The organism is Streptomyces sp. NPDC110618, assembly GCF_055657065.1.
The window spans coordinates 447,701-467,455 of the sequence record NZ_JBVKBN010000001.1 but is presented as its reverse complement, the minus strand read 5'-3'; the positions used below and the strand labels follow the sequence as shown (position 1 = coordinate 467,455).

At 72.7% G+C, this 19,755-nt stretch carries 19 protein-coding genes and 1 pseudogene; 14 read left to right on the top strand and 6 right to left on the bottom strand.

Annotation, left to right across the window (positions count from 1 at the left end):
• Window positions 1–147 precede the first annotated feature (147 nt).
• Complete coding sequence (locus ACZ7L7_RS02015; protein WP_453606933.1) at window positions 148–1,134, top strand: DUF3048 domain-containing protein; 987 nt, start codon at window positions 148–150, stop codon at window positions 1,132–1,134.
• Between the two features lie 9 nt (window positions 1,135–1,143).
• On the opposite strand, the gene ACZ7L7_RS02010 is transcribed toward ACZ7L7_RS02015, so the two are convergent.
• Window positions 1,144–1,608 (bottom strand): MarR family winged helix-turn-helix transcriptional regulator, encoded by a 465-nt coding sequence (locus ACZ7L7_RS02010; protein ID WP_285513875.1) that lies wholly within the window; start codon window positions 1,606–1,608, stop codon window positions 1,144–1,146.
• Window positions 1,609–1,817: 209 nt separating this feature from the next.
• On the opposite strand from ACZ7L7_RS02010, the gene ACZ7L7_RS02005 reads away from it, so the two are divergent.
• Genes ACZ7L7_RS02005 through pcaDC form a run of 6 tightly spaced genes read left to right on the top strand, consistent with a single transcriptional unit; the run spans window position 1,818 to window position 7,074 of the window.
• Window positions 1,818–2,573, top strand: coding sequence for a CoA transferase subunit A (locus ACZ7L7_RS02005; RefSeq protein ID WP_471427998.1), 756 nt, complete (start codon window positions 1,818–1,820; stop codon window positions 2,571–2,573).
• A complete protein-coding gene (locus tag ACZ7L7_RS02000; RefSeq protein ID WP_471427999.1) occupies window positions 2,573–3,217 on the top strand; it encodes a CoA transferase subunit B in 645 nt (214 codons plus the stop codon). Before ACZ7L7_RS02005 ends, ACZ7L7_RS02000 begins: the two co-directional genes overlap by 1 nt.
• A gap of 28 nt (window positions 3,218–3,245) precedes the next feature.
• Window positions 3,246–4,019 carry a protocatechuate 3,4-dioxygenase subunit beta gene (pcaH, locus tag ACZ7L7_RS01995; protein WP_453606920.1) on the top strand — a complete coding sequence of 258 codons (774 nt, stop codon included), beginning with the start codon at window positions 3,246–3,248 and terminating at the stop codon, window positions 4,017–4,019.
• Between the two features lie 6 nt (window positions 4,020–4,025).
• Window positions 4,026–4,631 carry a protocatechuate 3,4-dioxygenase subunit alpha gene (gene pcaG, locus ACZ7L7_RS01990; RefSeq protein ID WP_472074406.1) on the top strand — a complete coding sequence of 202 codons (606 nt, stop codon included), beginning with the start codon at window positions 4,026–4,028 and terminating at the stop codon, window positions 4,629–4,631.
• On the top strand, window positions 4,628–5,950 hold the full coding sequence (gene pcaB / locus ACZ7L7_RS01985; protein WP_471428004.1) for a 3-carboxy-cis,cis-muconate cycloisomerase: 1,323 nt from the start codon (window positions 4,628–4,630) through the stop codon (window positions 5,948–5,950). The genes pcaG and pcaB overlap by 4 nt, the downstream gene beginning before the upstream one ends.
• On the top strand, window positions 5,947–7,074 hold the full coding sequence (gene pcaDC / locus ACZ7L7_RS01980; protein ID WP_471428007.1) for a bifunctional 3-oxoadipate enol-lactonase/4-carboxymuconolactone decarboxylase PcaDC: 1,128 nt from the start codon (window positions 5,947–5,949) through the stop codon (window positions 7,072–7,074). The genes pcaB and pcaDC overlap by 4 nt, the downstream gene beginning before the upstream one ends.
• A gap of 16 nt (window positions 7,075–7,090) precedes the next feature.
• Here the strand turns inward: pcaDC and ACZ7L7_RS01975 are convergent, their stop codons facing one another.
• Window positions 7,091–9,775, bottom strand: coding sequence for an ATP-binding protein (locus ACZ7L7_RS01975; protein ID WP_471591648.1), 2,685 nt, complete (start codon window positions 9,773–9,775; stop codon window positions 7,091–7,093).
• Window positions 9,776–9,972: 197 nt separating this feature from the next.
• Between ACZ7L7_RS01975 and ACZ7L7_RS01970 the strand changes: the two genes are divergently transcribed.
• Window positions 9,973–10,980: a DUF2510 domain-containing protein gene (locus ACZ7L7_RS01970; protein WP_472074404.1), complete on the top strand. Its 1,008-nt coding sequence runs from the start codon at window positions 9,973–9,975 to the stop codon at window positions 10,978–10,980.
• Between the two features lie 147 nt (window positions 10,981–11,127).
• On the opposite strand, the gene ACZ7L7_RS01965 is transcribed toward ACZ7L7_RS01970, so the two are convergent.
• Window positions 11,128–11,805 (bottom strand): TetR/AcrR family transcriptional regulator, encoded by a 678-nt coding sequence (locus ACZ7L7_RS01965; RefSeq protein WP_285513866.1) that lies wholly within the window; start codon window positions 11,803–11,805, stop codon window positions 11,128–11,130.
• Window positions 11,806–12,013: 208 nt separating this feature from the next.
• Between ACZ7L7_RS01965 and ACZ7L7_RS01960 the strand changes: the two genes are divergently transcribed.
• Window positions 12,014–12,829 (top strand): phosphatase PAP2 family protein, encoded by an 816-nt coding sequence (locus tag ACZ7L7_RS01960; protein ID WP_453608933.1) that lies wholly within the window; start codon window positions 12,014–12,016, stop codon window positions 12,827–12,829.
• The gene (locus ACZ7L7_RS01955) at window positions 12,826–13,815 is read left to right on the top strand and encodes a DMT family protein (protein ID WP_453608935.1); all 990 of its coding nucleotides are present in this window, start codon (window positions 12,826–12,828) and stop codon (window positions 13,813–13,815) included. Before ACZ7L7_RS01960 ends, ACZ7L7_RS01955 begins: the two co-directional genes overlap by 4 nt.
• A 4-nt stretch (window positions 13,816–13,819) precedes the next feature.
• Here the strand turns inward: ACZ7L7_RS01955 and ACZ7L7_RS01950 are convergent, their stop codons facing one another.
• Complete coding sequence (locus tag ACZ7L7_RS01950) at window positions 13,820–15,871, bottom strand: phosphocholine-specific phospholipase C (protein ID WP_472074402.1); 2,052 nt, start codon at window positions 15,869–15,871, stop codon at window positions 13,820–13,822.
• 187 nt (window positions 15,872–16,058) lie between these two features.
• Between ACZ7L7_RS01950 and ACZ7L7_RS01945 the strand changes: the two genes are divergently transcribed.
• Window positions 16,059–16,598, top strand: coding sequence for a GNAT family N-acetyltransferase (locus ACZ7L7_RS01945; RefSeq protein ID WP_285513862.1), 540 nt, complete (start codon window positions 16,059–16,061; stop codon window positions 16,596–16,598).
• A gap of 18 nt (window positions 16,599–16,616) precedes the next feature.
• Here ACZ7L7_RS01945 and ACZ7L7_RS01940 read toward each other — a convergent pair whose 3' ends face one another.
• Together ACZ7L7_RS01940 and ACZ7L7_RS01935 are read right to left on the bottom strand one after the other, a co-directional pair.
• Window positions 16,617–17,501, bottom strand: a complete 885-nt coding sequence (locus ACZ7L7_RS01940) for a glutathione S-transferase C-terminal domain-containing protein (RefSeq protein WP_472074400.1) — start codon at window positions 17,499–17,501, stop codon at window positions 16,617–16,619.
• Between the two features lie 132 nt (window positions 17,502–17,633).
• Window positions 17,634–17,774, bottom strand: a complete 141-nt coding sequence (locus ACZ7L7_RS01935; RefSeq protein ID WP_285513860.1) for a putative leader peptide — start codon at window positions 17,772–17,774, stop codon at window positions 17,634–17,636.
• 193 nt (window positions 17,775–17,967) lie between these two features.
• Between ACZ7L7_RS01935 and ACZ7L7_RS01930 the strand changes: the two genes are divergently transcribed.
• The 3 genes and pseudogenes from ACZ7L7_RS01930 to ACZ7L7_RS01920 form a co-directional block, all read left to right on the top strand.
• Window positions 17,968–18,756 (top strand): GntR family transcriptional regulator, encoded by a 789-nt coding sequence (locus ACZ7L7_RS01930; protein ID WP_285513859.1) that lies wholly within the window; start codon window positions 17,968–17,970, stop codon window positions 18,754–18,756.
• Between the two features lie 35 nt (window positions 18,757–18,791).
• Window positions 18,792–19,019 (top strand): 4Fe-4S dicluster domain-containing protein, encoded by a 228-nt coding sequence (locus ACZ7L7_RS01925; protein ID WP_018568287.1) that lies wholly within the window; start codon window positions 18,792–18,794, stop codon window positions 19,017–19,019.
• Window positions 19,020–19,079: 60 nt separating this feature from the next.
• Window positions 19,080–19,745 (top strand): annotated as a pseudogene (locus ACZ7L7_RS01920) (ABC transporter ATP-binding protein); the annotation flags it as partial.
• Window positions 19,746–19,755: the final 10 nt, after the last annotated feature.

Sequence of the window (19,755 nt, the reverse complement as noted above, 5' to 3'; positions counted from 1 at the left end):
CCCCGGGTACCCGGGGCACGCGCGGGGAACCGCGGGTGCGCCGATCGGCGCAGTAAGCGAGACGCGCCGGAATCGATCGGGTATGGCCACCGATGAACATATGAGCGCACAATTATTGACAAGAGAAACGGGGTGCCGACGGTGACGATGAGACGCAAGGTGCGCGAGAGACGCGGCACGGTGACGGCGACGCTGCTGGCCTCGGCGCTGACGGCGGCCCTGGCGGCGGGCTGCAGCTCACCGGGGGGACGCGACGACAGCCGGGCCCCCGATACCCGGCAGCCGTCCACCCCTGCGGAAGCGACCACCCCGCCCGCGCCCCCGGTCCTCGCCGTGAAGATCGACAACGTCCCCGCGGCCAAACCCCAGACCGGCCTCGACGCCGCGGACATCGTCTACGTCGAGCAGGTCGAGGCAGGCCTGACCCGCCTGATGGCGGTGTACGCCACCGAGCTGCCCGAGACGGTCGGCCCCGTCCGCAGCGCCCGTGAGTCCGACCTGGAGCTGCTGCGCCAGTTCCCCGACCCGACGCTCGCCTTCTCCGGCGCCCAGAGCAAACTGCTGCCGCTGATCGACCAGGCGCCCCTGGACGCCCAGCCACCGGAGAGAACGGCGGGCGCCTACTTCCGTTCCCCGAACCGGCCGGCCCCGCACAACCTCTACCTGCGCCCCGACCGTCTGATGCCCTCCGCGCCCGGCGCCGAGGCCCTCACCGTCACCGGCTTCCGCTACGGCGACGCGCCCTTGGGCGGCACGGCCGACACCTCGGAGACCGTCCGCTACCCGGCCACCCGCTTCACCTTCACCTGGTCCGAGAAGCAGGAGGGCTGGCAGGTCGCGCAGGACGGCAGGCCGACGGTGACCTCCGACGGCGAGCGGATCACCCCGGCGACGGTGGTCGTGCAGTACGTCCCGATCCGCAAGTCGGAGTTCCACGACTACCTCGGCAACTACACGCCGTACACCGAGACCGTGGGCTCCGGCCGGGCCAAGGTGCTGCGCGACGGCCGCGCCTACGACGTGGAGTGGAAGCGTCCGACGGCCGAGGACGGCACCGAGTTCACGACGGCGGACGGCGACCCGGTGAACTTCGCCGAGGGCCAGGTGTGGGTGGTGTTCGCGAAGGCGGGCTGAGTCCCGGGATCACCCCTGGGCGACGAGGGGTTCCCCGGGGTTGCGGAGGTCTTCGGCCGCGTCCGCGACGCGCCGGATCAGGTCGAAGAACACGGTCCGCTCCTCGGGCGAAAGCGGGGCCAGGAAGACCTGGTTCATCCGGGCGGTGCGCACGGTGAGCCTGCGGTGCACCTTCACCCCGTCGTCCGTCAGCCGCAGCAGGAAGCGGCGGCCGTCCTGCGGGTCGCGCACCTTGTCCAGCAGCCCGCGGCGGCCGAGCCGGCTGATGACCTCGGCGATCGTCGACCGGTCGAGCCCCACCCGCTCCCCCACCGTCCGCTGGTCGAGTCCGGGCTCGGCGACGAGGGTGTTGAGCACGGCGAACTGCGGGGAGGTGATCTCCTCCGAGACCATCGTGTTCCACAGCAGGTAGTGCGCCTGCTGGAGGCGCCGGGCCAGGTGCCCGGGATGGGTGGCCAGATCCACCGCGGCCATGTGCGCTCCCGTCGCCGAATTCGTAGGTGCACTGAACAATACCCCTCGGGACCGACCTCGTCTCCGGGGGTGACCCGCCGTGTGAACCGGGTCTTGACGGGCCGTTGTCCCGATGGCAGCGTGAAAGAACCTCGCTGAAATACTCAGTGCCCTGATTAATGGACAACCCGGGGACGGTCCGGGCGCACGAATGAGATGGGGCTGCACGTATGGACAAGGTGGTCGCCTCCGCTGTCGAGGCGGTGGCGGACGTGCCGGACGGCGCGTCACTGGCGGTCGGCGGATTCGGGCTCAGCGGTGTGCCGAACGTGCTGATCGAGGCCCTGTACGAGCGGGGTGTGTCGGGCCTGAAGGTCGTGTCGAACAACTGCGGCGCCATGGAGTCCGGGCTCGCGGTGCTGCTCGCCGCCGGGCGGATCGCCCGGGTGACCGGCTCCTACATCGGCGCCAACAAGGAGTTCGCGCGCCAGTACCTGGCCGGTGAGCTGGAGGTCGAGATGATCCCGCAGGGCACGCTCGCGGAGCGGCTGCGGGCCGGCGGCGCGGGCATCCCCGCCTTCTACACCCCCGCCGGGGTCGGCACCCAGGTCGCCGAGGGCGGGCTGCCCTGGCGCTACGACGGGCGGGGCGGGGTCGCCGTGGCGTCGCCGCCGAAGGAGGTCCGGGAGTTCGACGGCACCGAGTACGTGCTGGAGCGCGGGATCCGTACCGACTTCGCGCTGCTGCGGGCGGCGAAGGGCGACCGGCACGGGAACCTGGTGTTCGGCAAGTCGGCCCGGAACTTCAACCCGCTGGCGGCGATGGCCGGGCGGGTGACGATCGCCGAGGTGGAGGAACTGGTCGAGCCCGGCGCGATCGACCCCGACGCGGTGCATCTGCCGGGTGTGTTCGTCCAGCGGGTGGTGGCGCTGACCCCGGAGCAGGCGGCGGACAAGAGGATCGAGCGGCGGACGGTGCGCGACTGATGGCCTGGACACGCAAGGAGATGGCCGCGCGGGCGGCGCGCGAGCTGAAGGACGGTCAGTACGTCAATCTCGGGATCGGGCTGCCGACGCTGATCCCCAATCACCTCCCGGAGGGTGTGGAGGTGGTGCTGGAGTCGGAGAACGGGATCCTGGGCACCGGCCCCTACCCGACCGAGGACGAGGTCGACCCGGATCTGATCAACGCGGGCAAGGAGACGGTGACCGTGCTGCCGGGCGCCTCCTTCTTCGACTCGGCGCTGTCGTTCTCGATGATCCGGGGCGGTCATATCGACGTGGCCGTGCTGGGCGCGATGCAGGTGTCCGCGGGCGGCGACCTGGCGAACTGGGCCGTCCCGGGGAAGCTGGTCACCGGGATCGGCGGGGCGATGGACCTGGTGCACGGCGCCCGTACGGTCGTCGTGGTGATGACCCACACCGCCAAGGACGGCTCCCCGAAGGTCCTCAGGGAGTGCACCCTGCCGCTCACGGGCAAGGCGTGTGTGAACCGGGTCATCACCGATCTCGGGGTGCTCGATGTGACACCCGAGGGCCTGCGGCTCGTCGAAACCGCGCCCGGGGTGGCCGTTGACGAGATCGTCGCGAAGACCGACGCGGAACTGACCGTTGCCAAGGATCTGCTGTGAACCCGGTTTACATCGAACGAGGAACCCCATGACCCTCACCCAGCACGACATCGACCAGGAGATCGCGGCCGAGCACGCCGCCTACGAGAAGCGCACCGCCGACGGCGCGCCCCGCGAGCACCACCCGCGCCGCGACTACGCGCCCTACCGCTCCTCCCTCCTGCGTCACCCGAAGCAGCCGCTGGTCGCCATCGACGTCAGCAAGGACCCGGAGCTGGTGGAGCTGTCCTCCCCCGCCTTCGGCGAGCGGGACATCACCGAGATCGACAACGACCTGACCCGCCAGCACACCGGCGAGCCCATCGGTGAGCGCATCACCGTCTCCGGGCGGCTCCTGGACCGCGACGGACGCCCGGTGCGCGGCCAGCTGGTGGAAATCTGGCAGGCCAACTCCGCGGGCCGGTACGCCCATCAGCGCGAGCAGCACGACGCCCCGCTCGACCCGAACTTCACCGGCGTGGGCCGCACCCTGACCGACGCCGAGGGCCGCTACAGCTTCACCACCATCCAGCCGGGCCCCTACCCCTGGCGCAACCACCTCAACGCCTGGCGCCCCGCGCACATCCACTTCTCCGTCTTCGGTACGGCGTTCACCCAGCGGCTGGTGACGCAGATGTACTTCCCGAACGACCCGTTGTTCCCCTACGACCCGATCCTGCAGTCCGTCACCGACGACGACGCCCGCGAGCGGCTCATCGCGACCTACGACCACGACCTGTCGGTGCCGGAGTTCTCCATGGGCTACCGCTGGGACATCGTCCTCGACGGCCCGCACGCCACCTGGCTCGAAGAAGGACGCTGACCTGAGATGACGAGGATCGACTCAGACCGCCCGGAGACCGTCCGGCCCACGCCCTCGCAGACCGTCGGCCCCTTCTACGGCCACGCCCTGCCCTTCCCCGGCGGCGGCGACATCGCCCCGCTCGGCCACCCCGACACCCTCACACTCCAGGGATACGTCCGGGACGGCGAGGGCAACCCGCTGCCGGACGCCCTGCTGGAACTGTGGGGCGCCGATCCGCAGGGCCGGGTGGCGCGGGCCGACGGGTCGATGCGGCGCGACCCCGCCACCGGCGGCTTCCTCGGCCGCAACGGCGTGGAGCTCACCGGCTGGGGCCGGGTCCAGACCGACGCCAACGGGCACTGGTACGCACGGACCCTGCGGCCCGGGGCGCGCGGGCGGAGCGCGCCGTACCTGAGCGTGTGCGTGTTCGCCCGCGGACTGCTGCACCACCTCTACACCCGCGTGTATCTCCCGGGCGACGAGGCGGCGCTGGCCGCGGACCCGCTGCTGTCCCGGGTGGATCCGGGGCGACGCGCCACGCTGATCGCGGTGGAGGAGCACCCGGCCGCCTACCGTTTCGACATCCGCCTTCAGGGCGAGGGCGAAACGGTCTTCCTGGAGTACCAGTGACTTCTGCCGATTCTGCCGATGCCGACAGCCTGCTCGGCCCCGGATGGGCGGACAGCGCCGCCGCGTCCGCCACGAGTGACACCGCCTTCCTCCAGGCCCTGCTGGACGCCGAGGCCGCGCTGAGCCGCGCCCAGGGCCCGGCCGAGGCGGGACGGGCGGTGACCGAGGCGGCCGACGCCGGCCGCTTCGACGTGCCGTCGCTCGCGCGGCGCGCCCGTGCGGGCGGCAACCCCGTGATCCCGCTCGTCGAGGAGCTGACCGGGGCGGTGGGCGAGGAGTACGGCCCGTATGTGCACCGGGGCGCGACCAGCCAGGACATCCTGGACACCGCCCTGATGCTGGTCGCCCGCCGCACCCTGGCCCCGCTCCTGGCCGACCTGGAGCGCACCGCGTCGGCGCTGGCGCGGCCGGCCGCCGAGCACCGGGAGAGCGCACTGCCCGGCCGCACCCTCACCCAGCACGCCGTACCGACGACGTTCGGTCTGAAGGCGGCGGGCTGGCGCGCGCTGGTGCTGGACGCCCGGGACCGGGTGACGGTCGTACGGGAGTCGCTGCCCGTCCAACTCGGGGGCGCGGCCGGGACCTTGGCGGCCTTCACGGCGTACGGCGCCGAGGACGCGCCCGCGCTGGTGGCGGCGTATGCGCGGGAGGCCGGTCTCGCGGTGCCCGAGCTGCCGTGGCACACCCTGCGCACGCCGGTCGCGGACCTCGCCGGATGTCTGGCGTTCACGGCCGGGGCGCTGGGCAAGATCGCCGCCGATGTGCTGACCCTCTCCCGCACCGAGATCGCCGAAGTGGCGGAGGGCAGCGGCGGCGGTTCCTCGGCGATGCCTCACAAGGCCAATCCCGTACGGTCCACGCTGATCGCGGCCGCCGCCCGGCGGGCGCCCCAGCTCGCGGCCACGCTGTACGGGTCGCTGGTGGCCGAGGACGAGCGCCCGGCGGGTGCCTGGCACGCCGAATGGGAGCCGCTGCGGGACCTGCTGAGGCTGGTGGGCGGGGCGGCCAGGGACGCGGCCGAACTCACCGAGGGGCTGCGGGTGGACGCGGACGCGATGCGCGAACACCTCACTCTCACCCGCGGGTTGATCGTCTCCGAACGGCTGACCGCCGAGCTGGCCCCGGTACTGGGCCGGGCCAGGGCCAAGGCGCTGCTCACAGAGCTGGCCCGGCGCACGCACGCCGAGGGACGGACTCTCACTGAACTCCTGTCCGAGGAACCGGCGTTGAAGGACCTCGACCTCGCCGACCTCACCGATCCCGCCCGCTACACCGGCAGCGCCGCTGCCCTCACCGACCGCGCACTGGAGCGACGTTGACCGACCTACTCCTCAACCACCGCGCCGAGGGCCCGGCCTCCGCCCCTCCCCTGCTGCTCGGCCCGTCACTGGGCACCTCGTACGCGCTGTGGGACGCGGTCGCGCCCGAGCTGTCCGTGACACACCGGGTGGTGCGCTGGGACCTGCCGGGGCACGGAGGCTCGGCCGCGGAGCTGATCCGGCCCGGGGCGACCGTCGGTGACCTGGCCGCGCTGGTGCTGCGGCTCGCCGACGCGCTCGGCGTGGAACGGTTCGCGTACGCGGGGGTCTCCCTCGGCGGTGCCGTGGGCCTGCACCTGGCCGTGCACCGTCCGGACCGGGTGTCGTCACTCGCCGTGCTCTGCTCCTCCGCCCACTTCAACGGGGCGCAGCCGTGGCAGGAGCGGGCCGCGCTGGTGCGTGCGAAGGGGCTCGCGGAGCTGGCCGAGCACGCGAACTCCCGTTGGTTCACACCCGGATTCACCGTGCCGCGGCTCGTCCAGGACCACCGCGAGGCCGATCCGGAGGCGTACGCGGCCTGCTGTGACGCGCTGGCCGCCTTCGACCTGCGCGACCGTCTCGCCGAGATCGCCGTGCCGACCCTGCTGATCGCGGGCCGGGAGGACCCGGCGACGCCGCCGCCCCATCTGCGGGAGATCGCGGACGCCGTGCCCGGCGCCGCACTGGTGGAGATCCCCGGGGCCTCCCATCTGGCTGTCGCACAGTGCCCGGAGGCCGTACTGACTGCTCTGCGCGCCCACTTCGACGGCGGCGCCGCACGCGGTACGGCGGTACGCCGGGAGGTGCTGGGCGACGCGCACGTGGACCGCGCCCAGGCCCGGCAGACCCCGTTCACCGCCCGTTTCCAGGACTTCATCTCCCGCTACGCCTGGGGCGAGATCTGGACCGACCCGACGCTCGGCCGCCGCGAGCGCAGCATGATCACGCTGACCGCGCTGGTCGCCCACGGCCACTACGACGAGCTGGCGATGCATGTGCGCGCGGCCCGGCGCAACGGGCTGACCCCGGAGGAGATCGGCGCGGTGCTGCTGCAGACGGCCGTGTACTGCGGGGTGCCCGCGGCGAACCGGGCCTTCGCCACCGCCCAACAGGTGCTGGCGGAGGAGGATCAGCGGGAGAACTGACCCTCTTCCGGCACGGTCAGTCCAGTGCCGCGCCCGCCGCCAGATGTTCCTGCGCCTTGGCCACCAGGCCGTCGGCGCCGCACATCCGGGCCAGGGTCAGACCCCGGTTGAGCTCGGCGGTGGAGCGGGCCGCGATGCCGTACTCGATCCGGGCGGCGGCGTGTTCGTACTGGCAGGGCGAGGCGTCCAGGAAGGTGACCGCCTGCGCGGCGAGCCGTACCGCGCGCTGGCCGGTCTCCAGGGCGGCGGCGCAGCGCAGGGCCTCGCCGATGGCGGTGTCGGTGCCGAAGCGCTCGGCGTGTCGGCGGACGTCGGTGGCGAGTCGGGCGGCCCGCGCCGGGTCCTCGGTGGCGAGGGCGCGGGCGAGGTCGACCGCCCAGGGCACCAGGACGGGGTTGTGGTGACCGCGGGTGGTGGCCGCCTTCTCCGCCGCTTCCAGTTCGTTGATGCCGTCCTCGGTGCGGCCGACGGCGAGCAGCAGACGGCCTCTGACGGAACGCGGGTCGGGCAGCACGATGGTGGAGGGGTAGGGCGGGGCGAAGCCGTACTGCTCGGCCACCTCCCAGGCCTCCTCGACATGGCCGCGGGCCAGCAGGGTGTCGACCAGGTTGCAGGTGGCGGACCAGTACAACGGCAGTCCCCGGCCGACGCGTTCGGCGAGCCGCAGGGATTCGCGCAGCGACTTCTCCGCCTCCCGCAGCCGGCCGCGCCTGCGGTGTCCGACACCGACGTAGGCGTGGGCCAGGGCGAGGTGGCCGCCGCTCCAGCCCGCCGACTCGTACGCGCGCAGGGCCTCCGTGTAGAGGGCCTCGGCGCGGTCGAGGCGGTCGGTGAAGGCGTAGGAGTTGGCCAGCATCATCAGCAGTTCGATGCCCCACTCGGGGTCGGTCCAGCCGAGTCCGGGCGCGAGGCGGCCGTTGACGAGGGCGCGGTCGCACAGCTCGACGACCTCCTCGGCGTTCTCCCCGCGGACCATGGCGTCGAAGCCGCGCAGGATCAGCAGGGCGCGTTCGGAGTTGTCGCGGCCGGTGCAGGTACGGGCGACCTCGATGAGCCGCTCGGAGCGTTCGGGCGTGGTGTCCTCGCCCGCGTGGACGCCCTCCCACATGAACTGCACGGCCTGCAGCCGCAGTCGGGCGGGACCGGACTCGTGCCGGGCCGCCTCCGCCTCGACCGTGCGGACGGCCTCGTCCATCTGGTTGTTGTGGACCAGGGCCTGGGAGAGCCGGAAGACGGCGTCCACCCGCTCGGGTCCGTCGAGTCCGGGCATGGCGAGGGCGTTGCGCAGATGGCCGATGGTCGTGGCCGGTGAGGTCAGCAGGGCCGCGCAGCCCAGTTCGTACAGGACGTGCGGATGCACCTCGGGCCGGGGCGGTTCGCGCAGGGCACGCTCCAGACAGCGGCGGGCCGCGTCGGGGGCGCCGACGGCCAGGTGTTCGCGGGCGGCTTCGCGCAGTTGGTCGACGAGGTCGGCGTCGTCGTCCGGGTGCACTTCCAGCAGATGGCGGGAGGCCGCGGCGGCGCCGCGCCCGGAGTCGGTGACCACACGGGCGGCGATGCCGTGCATGGCGGTGCACAGGGCGGGCGGGATGGAGTTGTAGACGGCGGTGGCGATCAGCGGGTGGACGAACTCCAGGTCGCCCTCGTCCCCCGGGGTCGCCGCCGGGTCGGGCACGGTGAGGATACGGGCGTTGCGCAGCAGGTCGGCGCAGCGGGCCGCGTCCTCGGGGCTCATGGTGGCGAGCCGGGCGACCTGGTCGACGGTGATCCCGGCGCCGAGGATGGCGGCCGCCCAGGCGAACCGGGTGGCCTCGATGCCGAGTCCCTCCAGGCGGGCGACGAGACCGCCGCCGCGGGCCGAGCGGTTCAGGGCGCGCAGTTCGGAGGCGGAGGACTCGACCGGGTCCATCTCGCTGTCCTGCACCTTGGCGAGCAGTTCGACGGTCTCGTACGGGTTGCCCGCGGTGACGGCCCAGACCTCGCGGCAGAACGCGGCGTCGGCGTGCGGTCCGAGGGTGGCGCGGGTGAGGCTGGCGGTGGCGTCCGGGGTCAGCGCGCTCAGGCTGGCGACGGGGCGGCTGGCCGCCGCGGAGACCGCGTCGAGGTGGCGGGCGCTCTCCCCGCGTACGTCGCCCGGCCTGCGGGCCACCACGACCAGTACGGACAGGTCGTCGAGGCGTTCGGCGAAGGCGGCGAGCCAGCGCAGGGTCTCCTGGTCGGCCCAGTGGGCGTCGTCGATGAGCAGCACCAGCGGCCACTCACGGCGGGCGAGCCGTCGTACGGCGGCGACCAGGCCGTCGCACACGCCCTGCGGGTCGGGGCGGCGTTCGCCCGGGTCCGTTATGCCGAGGGCGGGGCCGGCGATGTCGTACCAGCCGCCGAGGTACTCGCGGGCCTCCTCGGGGTGCAGGGAGACCAGGCCGGGCTGGAGTAACTGGCGCACCACGTGGAAGGGGACGGACCGGAGGTTCTCGCCGCCGCGCGCCGCCCACACCTGGCAGCCCCGGGCCTCGGCGATCTTGCGGGTCTCGGCCAGCAGCGCGGTCTTGCCGAGCCCGGCCTCGCCCCGGATGACCAACAGACTTCCCGCGGAGGACCGGTCGGCGGTCAGGGTCTGCACCGCCCCCTTGACGGCGGCGAGTTCGGCATCCCGCTCCCACAGGGGAGCCGAGGTGGCCGCCCTGGGCCCTTCCTCCGTCATCCCGCTACCTCCCCAAGTCGCCCGAACGACGTACAGGACTTGAGCGTAGTCCTCCGGCAAGCCGGTTGGAGGGCGGTCCGGGCAGCTGTTGCCGTCACGGGTGACACGGAAGTCGGGAGGATGACAAACGCGGCCGGAGAGGAAACGTTACGGGGGCCTCTCATACGGATTTCACGGTCACCTCATACGGTTGGGGCATGACGCAGGTGACTCCTCCCGGGTGGTACCCCGATCCGGGGCAGACAAGTGACGCTCCCGCCACCGAGCGCTGGTGGGACGGCAGGGCGTGGACGCAGCAGACCCGCCCCGCGGGATCGGCCGCCGCCTGGTGGCCGCCCGGGCAGCCACCCGCCGCCGGCGCGCCCACCATCGGTGCGCCGACCCCGTATCCGGGCTTCGGGCCCGCCCCGGCGTACCCGGCGTACCCCGCCGTGCCGGCCCCGGGGCGGCGGCGCGGGCTGCGTACGGGCATCGCCGTGGCCGTGGCGGCCGCCGTGCTCGCCAGCATCGGGGTGGGCGTGTACGTCCTCACCGACGACGGGGGTTCGGACAGCACGTCCGCCGACTCCCGGCAGCCGCAGCCGCGCGACGACGACCGGCCCCGCGGGGACTCCGAGGGCGACCGCGAGCGGTCCCCGTCCCCGTCGCCGTCTCCGGAGGGCTCCGAGGCGCCGCGCATCGAGAGCGGCTCGGTGACCGACCCGGTCAACGGGATCAGCCTGCCCATCCCGGACGGCTGGCACGGCCAGGCGCACTCCGCGGGCGCGTCAGTGACCTCGAACAAGACGTACGAGTGCCCCGAGCCCGCCTCCTCCGACTGCGTCAAGGGCGGCGCCTACTCGTCCCCCGCGGGCCTGCTGGGCAGCCAGGGCAGGACCGCCGAGGCCATCGCCAAGGCGGACATCGAGAAGAACGCCGAGCAGTCCTACAGCGAGGGGTACGGCGGGATCACCTCCCACAAGGTGCTGGCCTCCGAGGCGGTCACCGTGGCCGGGGAGAAGGGCTACCGGATCCGCTGGAAGGCGGTCACCAAGAAGGGAACCGACGGGTACGTCGAGTCCGTGGTGTTCCCCTCCCCCGCGCAGTCCGGGGAGTTCGTGGTGGTCCGGTTCGGGCTGGACGTCACGGAGAAGCAGTCGATCATCGACGACGTCGTCAAGGGCATCAAGGTGGCTTCCGGCGGCGGCAGCGGCCAGGAGGTCTGAGGGCTTCGGCAAGGCGACGGCCGGGTGGTGCCCCTCTCCGCTCAGCGAAGGGCACCACCCGGCCGGGGGGTGCGCGCCGCCCCCGTCCCCACGGTGCGGCGCGGACAGGCCACCGTCCAGTCATCCCGTGGACGGCGGCCTGGGCTCTTATTTCTTCGGGTCGGAGTGCCGCTCCGGCTCGTTTTCGGACATTTTTTCCGAGCCGGGCCGCTCCGCGAGACCGAGCGTCGGCAGTACCGCGGCCTCCACGAACCGGACCAGGTAGTCCGGGTCGGCGAACTGGCCCTCCAGGACCGGCCTGGCGCGCAGGACGCCGAAGATCTGTGCCGCGATGTACGGCAGTGCCGGGTGGTCCGCGGCGACCTCACCGCGGTCGACCCCGCGCTGGATGATCTGCCGCAGAGCGGCCAGTTCGGGCTCCACCAGCGTCTCGCGCAGCGCCTGCTGCAGTTCGCGGTCCTGGGTGACCGCGTGCCCGAAGGCCTGGAGCAGGATCGTGGTGTCGCCTGACAGGTCACCCGCGGCCCGGCCCGCCTCGCGCAGGTCCCCCGCGAGGCTTCCGGTGTCGATGCCGGCGAACCGCGGACAGCGGCTGGCGCGCAGGGCGGCCGCGACGAACTGCGGCTTGGTCTTCCACTGCCGGTAGAGCGTGGACTTGCTGCACCGCGTGCTCGCGGCGATGCCCTCCATCGTCACGGCGTCGTACCCGCACTGACGGATCTGGTCGAGGACGGCGTCGAAGAACTCCTGCTCACGCTCGGGCGTGATCTTGGAGCGGCGCGAGGCGGTGACCGTCTCCGGTCCGTCCACGGCCTGCGACGTCATCGGCTCTTCCCTTCGCTCGGTTGCTTCCAGTGTGGCCTATGTCTATCGGTACACCAGTGTACCGGTACCCAACCGTATCGGTACACTGCCGTATCGGTACAGTGGCGTATCGGTACTCGCCCGTATCGATGAGTTCGGCGCGTTCGCGGAGTCACCAGCTCCGCGGGCCGCCGCCCGCACCACCCACCGTCAGCGAAGGGGCCGGGGGATGAATGCCCGCACCGAGCCTGCACCGACCGAGTCGGCCGTCGTAGCGCGTCCGCCGCTCGTCCGTGAGCTCCTGCTCGTCGCAGGGCTCTTCCTGGTCTACAAGCTGGGCCGTCAGCTGGCCGTCGGGGACACCGGCGAGGCGTTCCGCAACGCCGACCGCGTGTGGGACCTGCAGCGGGCGGTACGGCTGCCGGACGAGGTCTCGGTGCAGTCGCTGCTGCTGCACGGCGAAACCCTGGTGCAGGCCGCGAACACCTACTACGCGACCGTGCACTTCCCGGCCACCGCCGCCTTCCTGGTCTGGCTGTACCTGCGGCGCCCCGCGCACTACGTGTGGGCCCGCCGGGTGCTCGCCACGGTCACCGCGGTCGCCCTGGTGGGCCACCTGCTCTTCCCGCTGGCCCCGCCCCGGATGCTCACCGCGTCCGGGCTGATCGACACCGCGCGGGTCTTCGGGCCCTCCGTGTACGGCCCGCCCTCCAGTGACCAGCTGTCGAACCAGTTCGCCGCGATGCCGTCGCTGCACTTCGGCTGGGCCCTGATGGTCGCGATCGGCCTGATCGTCGCCACCCGGTCCCGCTGGCGCTGGCTCTGGCTGGCCCACCCGGCCGTCACCCTGCTGGTGATCGTGGGGACCGCCAACCACTACTGGCTCGACGCGATCGTGGCGGCCGTCCTGCTCGGCCTCGCGCTCGCCGTGATCCACCCGCCGCACCGCATCTTTGAGGAAAGCGGCACCGAAGACACCGTCCCGACGGACACCGAGGCCGACGAACCCGTCGCCGAACCGACTCTCGTGGGAGCGGGCCGATGAACGCCACCCTGTTCGCGGTAGTGCTGTCCCTGTTCTCCGCCGTCGCCTACGCGGCCGCCGCCGTCGCCCAGGAGCGGCTCGCCTCGCGGACCCCCGGCGCCGGTGTCCTGCGGATGCTGGGCTCCGGGGCCTGGTGGTCGACCGTCGGCCTGAACGCCACCGGCGCGCTGCTGCACGTCGTGGCCCTGAAGTACGGGCCGCTCACCGTGGTCCAGCCGCTCGGCGCGCTCACCCTGGTCGCGGCCGTGCCGCTGGGCGCGCGGGTCGCCGGGCGCCGGGTCACCGGCACCGAGTGGCGGGGCACCGCCCTCACCCTCCTCGGTCTCGCGGCCATCCTCGTCACGGCGTCCGGGCACGCCCCCGACGACGTACTGAGCGTGTCCGAGGCGATCGCGGTCGCCGGGATCACCTCGGTGCTGATCGCCGCCCTGGGGCGGCCGGGCAAGCGGCGGGGCCTGCGGCACGCGACCGCGTCCGGCATGGCCTCCGGGGTGGCCTCGGCCCTCACCCAGACCGTGACGGTGGCCGCCACCGACCGCTCCGGATCGCTGCTGAGCATGCAGGTGATCGGGGTCGCCCTGGTCGTCGCGGTCTTCGCGGCGGGCGGTCTGCTGCTGTCCCAGTCGGCCTACCGGGACGGCCTGGACGCCCCGCTCGCGCTGGTCACCCTGGCCAACCCGATGGCCGCCGCGGTCATCGGCCTCGCCCTGCTCGGCGAGCGGATCCAGGGCGGCGTCGCCGGAGTGCTGCTCGCCCTGGCGGGCGCCTGCCTCGCCGCCCGCGGCGTGGTCCTGCTCACCCGGGTCACCGAGCCGGGTGAGCACCGGTTCGCCGAGCCGGAGGAGGAGCACCCGGTCGCCGCGGTCCTGGCCCTGGAGCCGGGCACCGCGTCCCCGGAGCCGGCGCTGCGGCTCCAGCCCGCGACGCCCCTGGACCTCGGCCTGGTGCCCCGGCAGCCGGAACCGGGGCACCTCACGGCGCTCTGAGCCCCTACTCGACGATCATCGCCGGGTCGCTCACTCCGGGACGGCCGTTCTCCACGTGCCCCGCGAACCGGCGCAGGAACGCCGGGTCGGTGTCCGAGGTGACGGTCAGGTCGTACCAGCGCCGGCTCGCCCTCAGGCCGACCGTGTGCCGGACGGTGGCGCCGGGCCGGACGGTGAAGGCGCGGTCGCGTCCCCCGTACGCGTTGCTGACCTTGAGCCGGACGGCTTCGGCACCCTTGTTGGTGAACGTCAGCCGTATGCCGTCACCGTTGTGACGGGCTGCGGCCTCCGGGCCCGGGGTGTCGTTGCGGCCCCTGAAGACGCGCAGGAAGCCGTTGGGGCCGTGCACGGTCAGGTCGTACGAGCCGTGGGACCACACCGAGTTCCAGGTGTCGGCGAGGCGCTTGCCGGCCTCGGTGGTGTACGTCCAGGGCCCGTCGCCGCGGTTGCCCGAGGTCACCAGGAAGGCGGCGCCCGCCTCGGCCCCCGAGGCGAAGGCGAGCGTGAGGGTACCGGCCGCCGCGTCCACCGAGCCGTCCACGTACGGGGCGTACTTCAGGGGGCGGGCGGGGCGCAGTCCGCGTTCCTGGCGGGGCATGTCCGGGTCGGCGGGGGGTGTCGGCCGGTAGTCCGGGTGCCGTTCGCGGTCCGGCGGCTCGTAGGCGTCCGTGCCCGGCAGGGCGGCCGGGCGGCTGTCCGGCCGGGAGAAGTCGAAGGCGGAGGTGAGGTCGCCGCAGACGGTCCGGCGCCAGGGGGAGATGTTGGGCTCGCGCACCCCGAAGCGGCGCTCCATGAACCGCAGGATCGAGGTGTGGTCGAGGGTCTCGGAGCAGACGTATCCGCCCTTGCTCCAGGGCGAGACCACCAGCATCGGCACCCGCGGCCCGAGTCCGTAGGGCCCGGCGGGCCGGCGGCTGTCACCCGGGTACAGGTCCAGCGAGACATCGACGGTGGACCTGCCCCGGGAGGCGTCCTTCGGCGGGAGCGGCGGCACGAGGTGGTCGAAGAAGCCGTCGTTCTCGTCGTACGTGATGAACAGGGCCGTCCTCGACCAGACCTCCGGGTCGGCGGTGAGCGCGTCGAGGACCTGGGCGATGTACCAGGCGCCGTAGTTGGAGGGCCAGTTGGAGTGCTCGGAGAAGGCCTCGGGGGCGGCGATCCAGGAGACCTGGGGCAGCGTCCCGTCCCTGACGTCGGCCTTGAGCCGGTCGAACCAGCGGTCCCCGTTCCGCACATCGGTACCGGTACGGGCCTTGTCGAACCAGGGTTCGCCGGGCCTGGCCTCCCGGTACCTGGTGAAGTACAGCAGGGAGTTGTCGCCGTAGTTGCCGCGGTAGGCGTCGTCGATCCACCCCCACGATCCCGCCGCGTCCAGCCCGTCGCCGATGTCCTGGTAGATCCGCCAGGAGACCCCGGCCGCCTCCAGCCGCTCGGGGTAGGTGGTCCAGCCGTACCCCAGCTCCTCGTTGCCGAGGACCGGCCCGCCGCCGGTGCCGTCATTACCGGTGTATCCGGTCCACAGGTAATAGCGGTTGGGGTCGGTGGAGCCGATGAACGAGCAGTGGTAGGCGTCGCAGACGGTGAAGGCGTCGGCGAGGGCGTAGTGGAACGGGATGTCCTCGCGGGTGAGGTACGCCATCGTCGTGGTGCCCTTGGCGGGGATCCACCCGTCGTACTTCCCGCCGTGGTACGCCTGTTGACCGTCGGTCCAGCCGTGCGGCAGCCCCTCCAGGAACTGCATGCCGAGGTCGTCGGCGGTCGGATGGAAGGGCAGCACGTCCTTCGTCCCGTCCGACTGGTGCCACACCGACCTGCCGCTGTCCAGGGTGACCGGATGCGGGTCACCGAAGCCGCGGACGCCCCTCAACTTCCCGAAGTAGTGGTCGAACGAACGGTTCTCCTGCATCAGGACGACGACATGCTCGACGTCCTCGATGGAACCGGTGCGATGGTGCGCCGGGATGGCGGCGGCCCGCTGAATGCTGCCGGACAGCGCCGAGAAGGCGGCGGTGGCGCCTGTGAGCTGGAGAAATCGGCGCCGCTTGACGTCAGCCATGAATGAGTGACCTCTCGTGCTGGGTTGGGGTACCGGACGGGGTCATGACGGATCGCGCGCGAAAGAAGTGTTCCAGGCACACGAAACGTCAGGGAAGGGGGCGGTGGCGGGGGTGTGAAGGGTGGGGGTACCTCGGGGGTGCCCGACGGCACGACTGCCTCGATTCGCCGTGTGCCACCATGAAGGCATGCCGAACACCGAGGCTCCGTACCGGGACCGGCGGGAGGGGGGCCGCGTGCGGATCGTGCCGATGACCGAGGAGCACGCCGGACAGGTGCTGGAGATCTACCGGCTGGGGATCGAGGAGGGCGACGCCACCTTCGAGACCGAGCCGCCCAGCTGGGTCGCCTTCGACAAGGCGAAGTTGCCCGGGCAGCGGTTCGTCGCGCTGGACGAGGGGGACGGACGGGTGCTCGGGTGGGTGGCGGCCAGTGCCGTTTCCGATCGGTGTGCCTACGCCGGGGTCGTCGAGCACTCCGTGTACGTCCATCCCGAGGCCCGGGGGCGCGGGGTAGCGCGGCGGCTGCTGGATGTGCTGATCGAGTCGACGGAGGCGGCGGGGATCTGGACCGTCCAGTCCGGCATCTTCCCCGAGAACACCGCAAGCCTGGCGCTCCACGAGCGGGCCGGGTTCCGGGTCATCGGCACCAGGGAACGCATCGGCCGCCACCACGGGCGCTGGCGCGACGTCCTGCTCGTCGAACGTCGCAGCCCTCGCGTCGACTGAACTGAGCGGGCGGTCCCGTCAGGCGGGCCGGTGCGCCGCCGGTTCCGGGGCGTCGCGGCGTGCGTACGACTCCCAGTCCACGATCCGCACCGCCGCACCCGCCGCCTCCTCGCCCCGGCAGTGGGCGTGGTGCCTGCGGGTGATGCCGTCCAGGTCGAGGTGGGGGCCGAAGGCGGGATGCGCAGCCAGTCGCCGGGCGTAGGCCCATACGCGGAAGTGCTCGGTGACGCGCTGCACCGCGGCGGCGTCCAGGTGGTGGCGGTGGACCATGTCCAGTTGGACGAGGGTGACCCACAACTGAACGTCGGCGAGGGTGAGTTCGGCGCCGAGTAGGTACGCGCGGGAGGCCAGGCGCCAGTCCAGTACGTCCAGGGTGCGCAGCAGGGTGGCCAGGCCGCTGGTGCGGTCCGCGGGGTCGCCGTCGGAGCGGCCGGCGCGCTGGGCGGCCGAGGTGATGCCGCGTTCGCAGAGCCGGGCCACGGTCTCGATGGCCTGCTCGGCGCCGCGCGGGTGCAGGTCGGGGCCGTCGCCACCGAAGCGCCGGGCGAGGTCGCGCAGGATGTCGGGGGTGTGGGTGCTGACGATGGTGCCGGTCCAGTCGTCGCTGAGGACCGGTGCCGTGGCCGGGCCGGGGTGCTGGTGCGCGCCGGCCTCGTAGAGCGGGCGCAGGGCGAGGTGGCCGCCGTCCGGGCCGTCGGGCAGGGCGGGGAGCAGGGTCACGGGGAGGGTGTCGTCGAGGCCGAGCAGGCTGTGCGTGATCGCGATCTGCAGGCAGTACGGACAGGACGGCGCGAGGTGGAGCCGGTAGCGGTGCGGGGCGGCGTAGTAGCCACTGCGGGCGTCACAGCCGATGCGGTTGCGGAAGCGGGGGGCGGGGGCGGCGGTCGGGGATGCGGCGGACATACGTCTCCCTGGGGTGCTGGTCGCGGGCATACGGGCGCGGGTATGCGGGCAGGGGGCGGGGACGGCTCGCGGCGGCTTCGGCACGGCCGGGACGGGGGGGACGGGCGAACGGTGGCGCGGGCGCGGGTGGGCTCAGAGGCCGCGGTGCCGGGGGAAGCCCGCCGCGCTGCACACGCGCAGCAGGTCGATGTGGCGGCGGGAGGTCAGCAGGGGCAGCGGGCGCGCCGCGATACGGACGGCTGGCCTGCCGGGGTCCAGCACAGAACGGTCCATATTTCCCTACCAATTCACTATGATTCCCGTACTGGAGTGTCGGGCCACGGCCCGGCAACGTCAAGTGGGCGTGCTGGCAGAACTTCCCGGCCGCATGAGGAAAGCCCAGGTCGGACGGGTATCTGAGCGCACGTCAAGTGGCGCAACACTCCGGCAACACCCCTTTCCACACCGGCTGGGTAGGGTCCGGGACATGTCATCCACCGACCGCATCCGCGACCACGCCGGCCAGGGCGCGACCACCGTCGCCGCCCACCGTGCGCGGCGTCGGCTGCGGGCGGACCGGGCCCGTCAGCTCGCCGATCTGCTCCGCCACCAGCTGCTGGCCGGAGCGTTCCCGGACGGCGCGCTGCCGCACGAGTCGACCCTTGCCGCGGACTACAGCGCCACCCGCAACACCGTCCGCCAGGCCCTGGACCTGCTGCGCGCCGAGGGCCTCGTCGAGCGCCTGCCCGGCGTCGGCACGGTCGTCGTGGCCCAGAAGTACCGCCACGGCCTCGACCGCCTGATGGGCCTCGCGGAGACCCTGCACGAACACGGCCGGGTCACCAACGAGGTCCGCACCGTGGGCCCCGTCCCCGCCCCCGCTCCGGTGGCCGACCGGCTGCACCTCGCACCCGGCACCGATGTCCTCTACATCGAGCGCCTGCGACGGCTCAACGGCCTTCCCCTGTCCCTCGACCTGACCTACATCCCGCTCGACATCGGCACCGCCCTGCTCGGCGAGGACCTGGAGAACACGGACATCTTCCGGCTCCTGGAGTCCCTCACCGGCCGGCGTCTCGGCCACGCCGAGATCAGCCTGGAGGCCGTCAACGCCGACGCGCACTCCGCCGCCGTACTGCAGGCACCGCGCGGGGCGGCCGTCCTGATGCTGGAACGGCTCACGTACCTCTCCGACGGACGTCCCGTCGATCTGGAGTTCATCCGCTTCCGCGGCGACCGCATCTCGATGAGCGGGCTGCTGCGCCGCTCCCTGTAACCACCCCCGCTCGCGCACCTTCCCTGGAGACAGCCATGCCTTTGGCGCCCCAGCGGGCCGACGTGCCCGTGACCATCGACGAGTCGAAGTGCATCGACGGCTGCACGCTCTGCGTGGACATGTGTCCGCTGGACTCCCTGGCCATCGACACCAGCAGCGGCAAGGCCTACATGCACGTCGACGAGTGCTGGTACTGCGGCCCGTGCGCGGCCCGCTGTCCCACCGGAGCCGTGACCGTCAACATGCCCTACCTGCTCCGGTGAAAGGCCGAACTCCCATGAAACGCACCGCACTCGCCGCGTCCGCCGCCCTGCTCCTGCTGCGTCGATCTCGATGTGGCGCCCGGTGAGATCCTCACCGTGGTCGGCCGCTCCGGGTGCGGCAAATCGACACTGCTGCGCACGCTGGCCGGGCTGCTGTCGCCGCTTGCCGGTGAAGTCAGCCAGGACGGCGGCCCGTTGACGGGACCCGGCGCCGACCGCGCGCTGGTCTTCCAGGAGGACGCGCTCCTGCCCTGGCGCACCCTGCGCGCCAATGTCGAACTGCCGCTGGCGATACGCCGTCTCCCGCGCGCCGATCGCCGCACACAGGCCCTGGAGTGGCTGGACCGGGTCGGACTCGCCGACCACGCGCGGCAGTTGCCGCACCGCGTCTCCGGCGGACAGCGTCAGCGCGCCCAGTTGGCCAGGGCCCTGGCGGGCGCGCCCCGCGCCGTCCTCATGGACGAACCGTTCGGCGCGCTCGACGCCCAGACCCGGGCCGGTATGCAGGACCTGCTGGTGGACGTCCTGCGGGACACGGCGGCGACCGTCGTCTTCGTCACCCACGACGTGGACGAGGCGCTGTTCCTCGGCGACCGCGTGGCCCTGCTCGGCGCGGGCCGCCTGCTGTCCGTACGAGACGTACCGCGCCCGCGCGACCGTACGGCCCTCGGCGACCCGGCCCGTGCGGCGCTGCGCCGCGACATCCTCTCCTCACTCGGCACGTGAAAGGCACCCC

Bases quoted from the DNA above. Each gene is read 5' to 3' on its own strand.
- ACZ7L7_RS02015 (WP_453606933.1), top strand. From the start codon at position 148: ATGAGACGCAAGGTGCGCGAGAGACGCGGCACGGTGACGGCGACGCTG.
- ACZ7L7_RS02010 (WP_285513875.1), bottom strand. From the start codon at position 1,608: ATGGCCGCGGTGGATCTGGCCACCCATCCCGGGCACCTGGCCCGGCGC.
- ACZ7L7_RS02005 (WP_471427998.1), top strand. From the start codon at position 1,818: ATGGACAAGGTGGTCGCCTCCGCTGTCGAGGCGGTGGCGGACGTGCCG.
- ACZ7L7_RS02000 (WP_471427999.1), top strand. From the start codon at position 2,573: ATGGCCTGGACACGCAAGGAGATGGCCGCGCGGGCGGCGCGCGAGCTG.
- pcaH (WP_453606920.1), top strand. From the start codon at position 3,246: ATGACCCTCACCCAGCACGACATCGACCAGGAGATCGCGGCCGAGCAC.
- pcaG (WP_472074406.1), top strand. From the start codon at position 4,026: ATGACGAGGATCGACTCAGACCGCCCGGAGACCGTCCGGCCCACGCCC.
- ACZ7L7_RS01975 (WP_471591648.1), bottom strand. From the start codon at position 9,775: ATGACGGAGGAAGGGCCCAGGGCGGCCACCTCGGCTCCCCTGTGGGAG.
- ACZ7L7_RS01970 (WP_472074404.1), top strand. From the start codon at position 9,973: ATGACGCAGGTGACTCCTCCCGGGTGGTACCCCGATCCGGGGCAGACA.
- ACZ7L7_RS01965 (WP_285513866.1), bottom strand. From the start codon at position 11,805: ATGACGTCGCAGGCCGTGGACGGACCGGAGACGGTCACCGCCTCGCGC.
- ACZ7L7_RS01960 (WP_453608933.1), top strand. From the start codon at position 12,014: ATGAATGCCCGCACCGAGCCTGCACCGACCGAGTCGGCCGTCGTAGCG.
- ACZ7L7_RS01955 (WP_453608935.1), top strand. From the start codon at position 12,826: ATGAACGCCACCCTGTTCGCGGTAGTGCTGTCCCTGTTCTCCGCCGTC.
- ACZ7L7_RS01950 (WP_472074402.1), bottom strand. From the start codon at position 15,871: ATGGCTGACGTCAAGCGGCGCCGATTTCTCCAGCTCACAGGCGCCACC.
- ACZ7L7_RS01945 (WP_285513862.1), top strand. From the start codon at position 16,059: ATGCCGAACACCGAGGCTCCGTACCGGGACCGGCGGGAGGGGGGCCGC.
- ACZ7L7_RS01940 (WP_472074400.1), bottom strand. From the start codon at position 17,501: ATGTCCGCCGCATCCCCGACCGCCGCCCCCGCCCCCCGCTTCCGCAAC.
- ACZ7L7_RS01935 (WP_285513860.1), bottom strand. From the start codon at position 17,774: ATGGACCGTTCTGTGCTGGACCCCGGCAGGCCAGCCGTCCGTATCGCG.
- ACZ7L7_RS01930 (WP_285513859.1), top strand. From the start codon at position 17,968: ATGTCATCCACCGACCGCATCCGCGACCACGCCGGCCAGGGCGCGACC.
- ACZ7L7_RS01925 (WP_018568287.1), top strand. From the start codon at position 18,792: ATGCCTTTGGCGCCCCAGCGGGCCGACGTGCCCGTGACCATCGACGAG.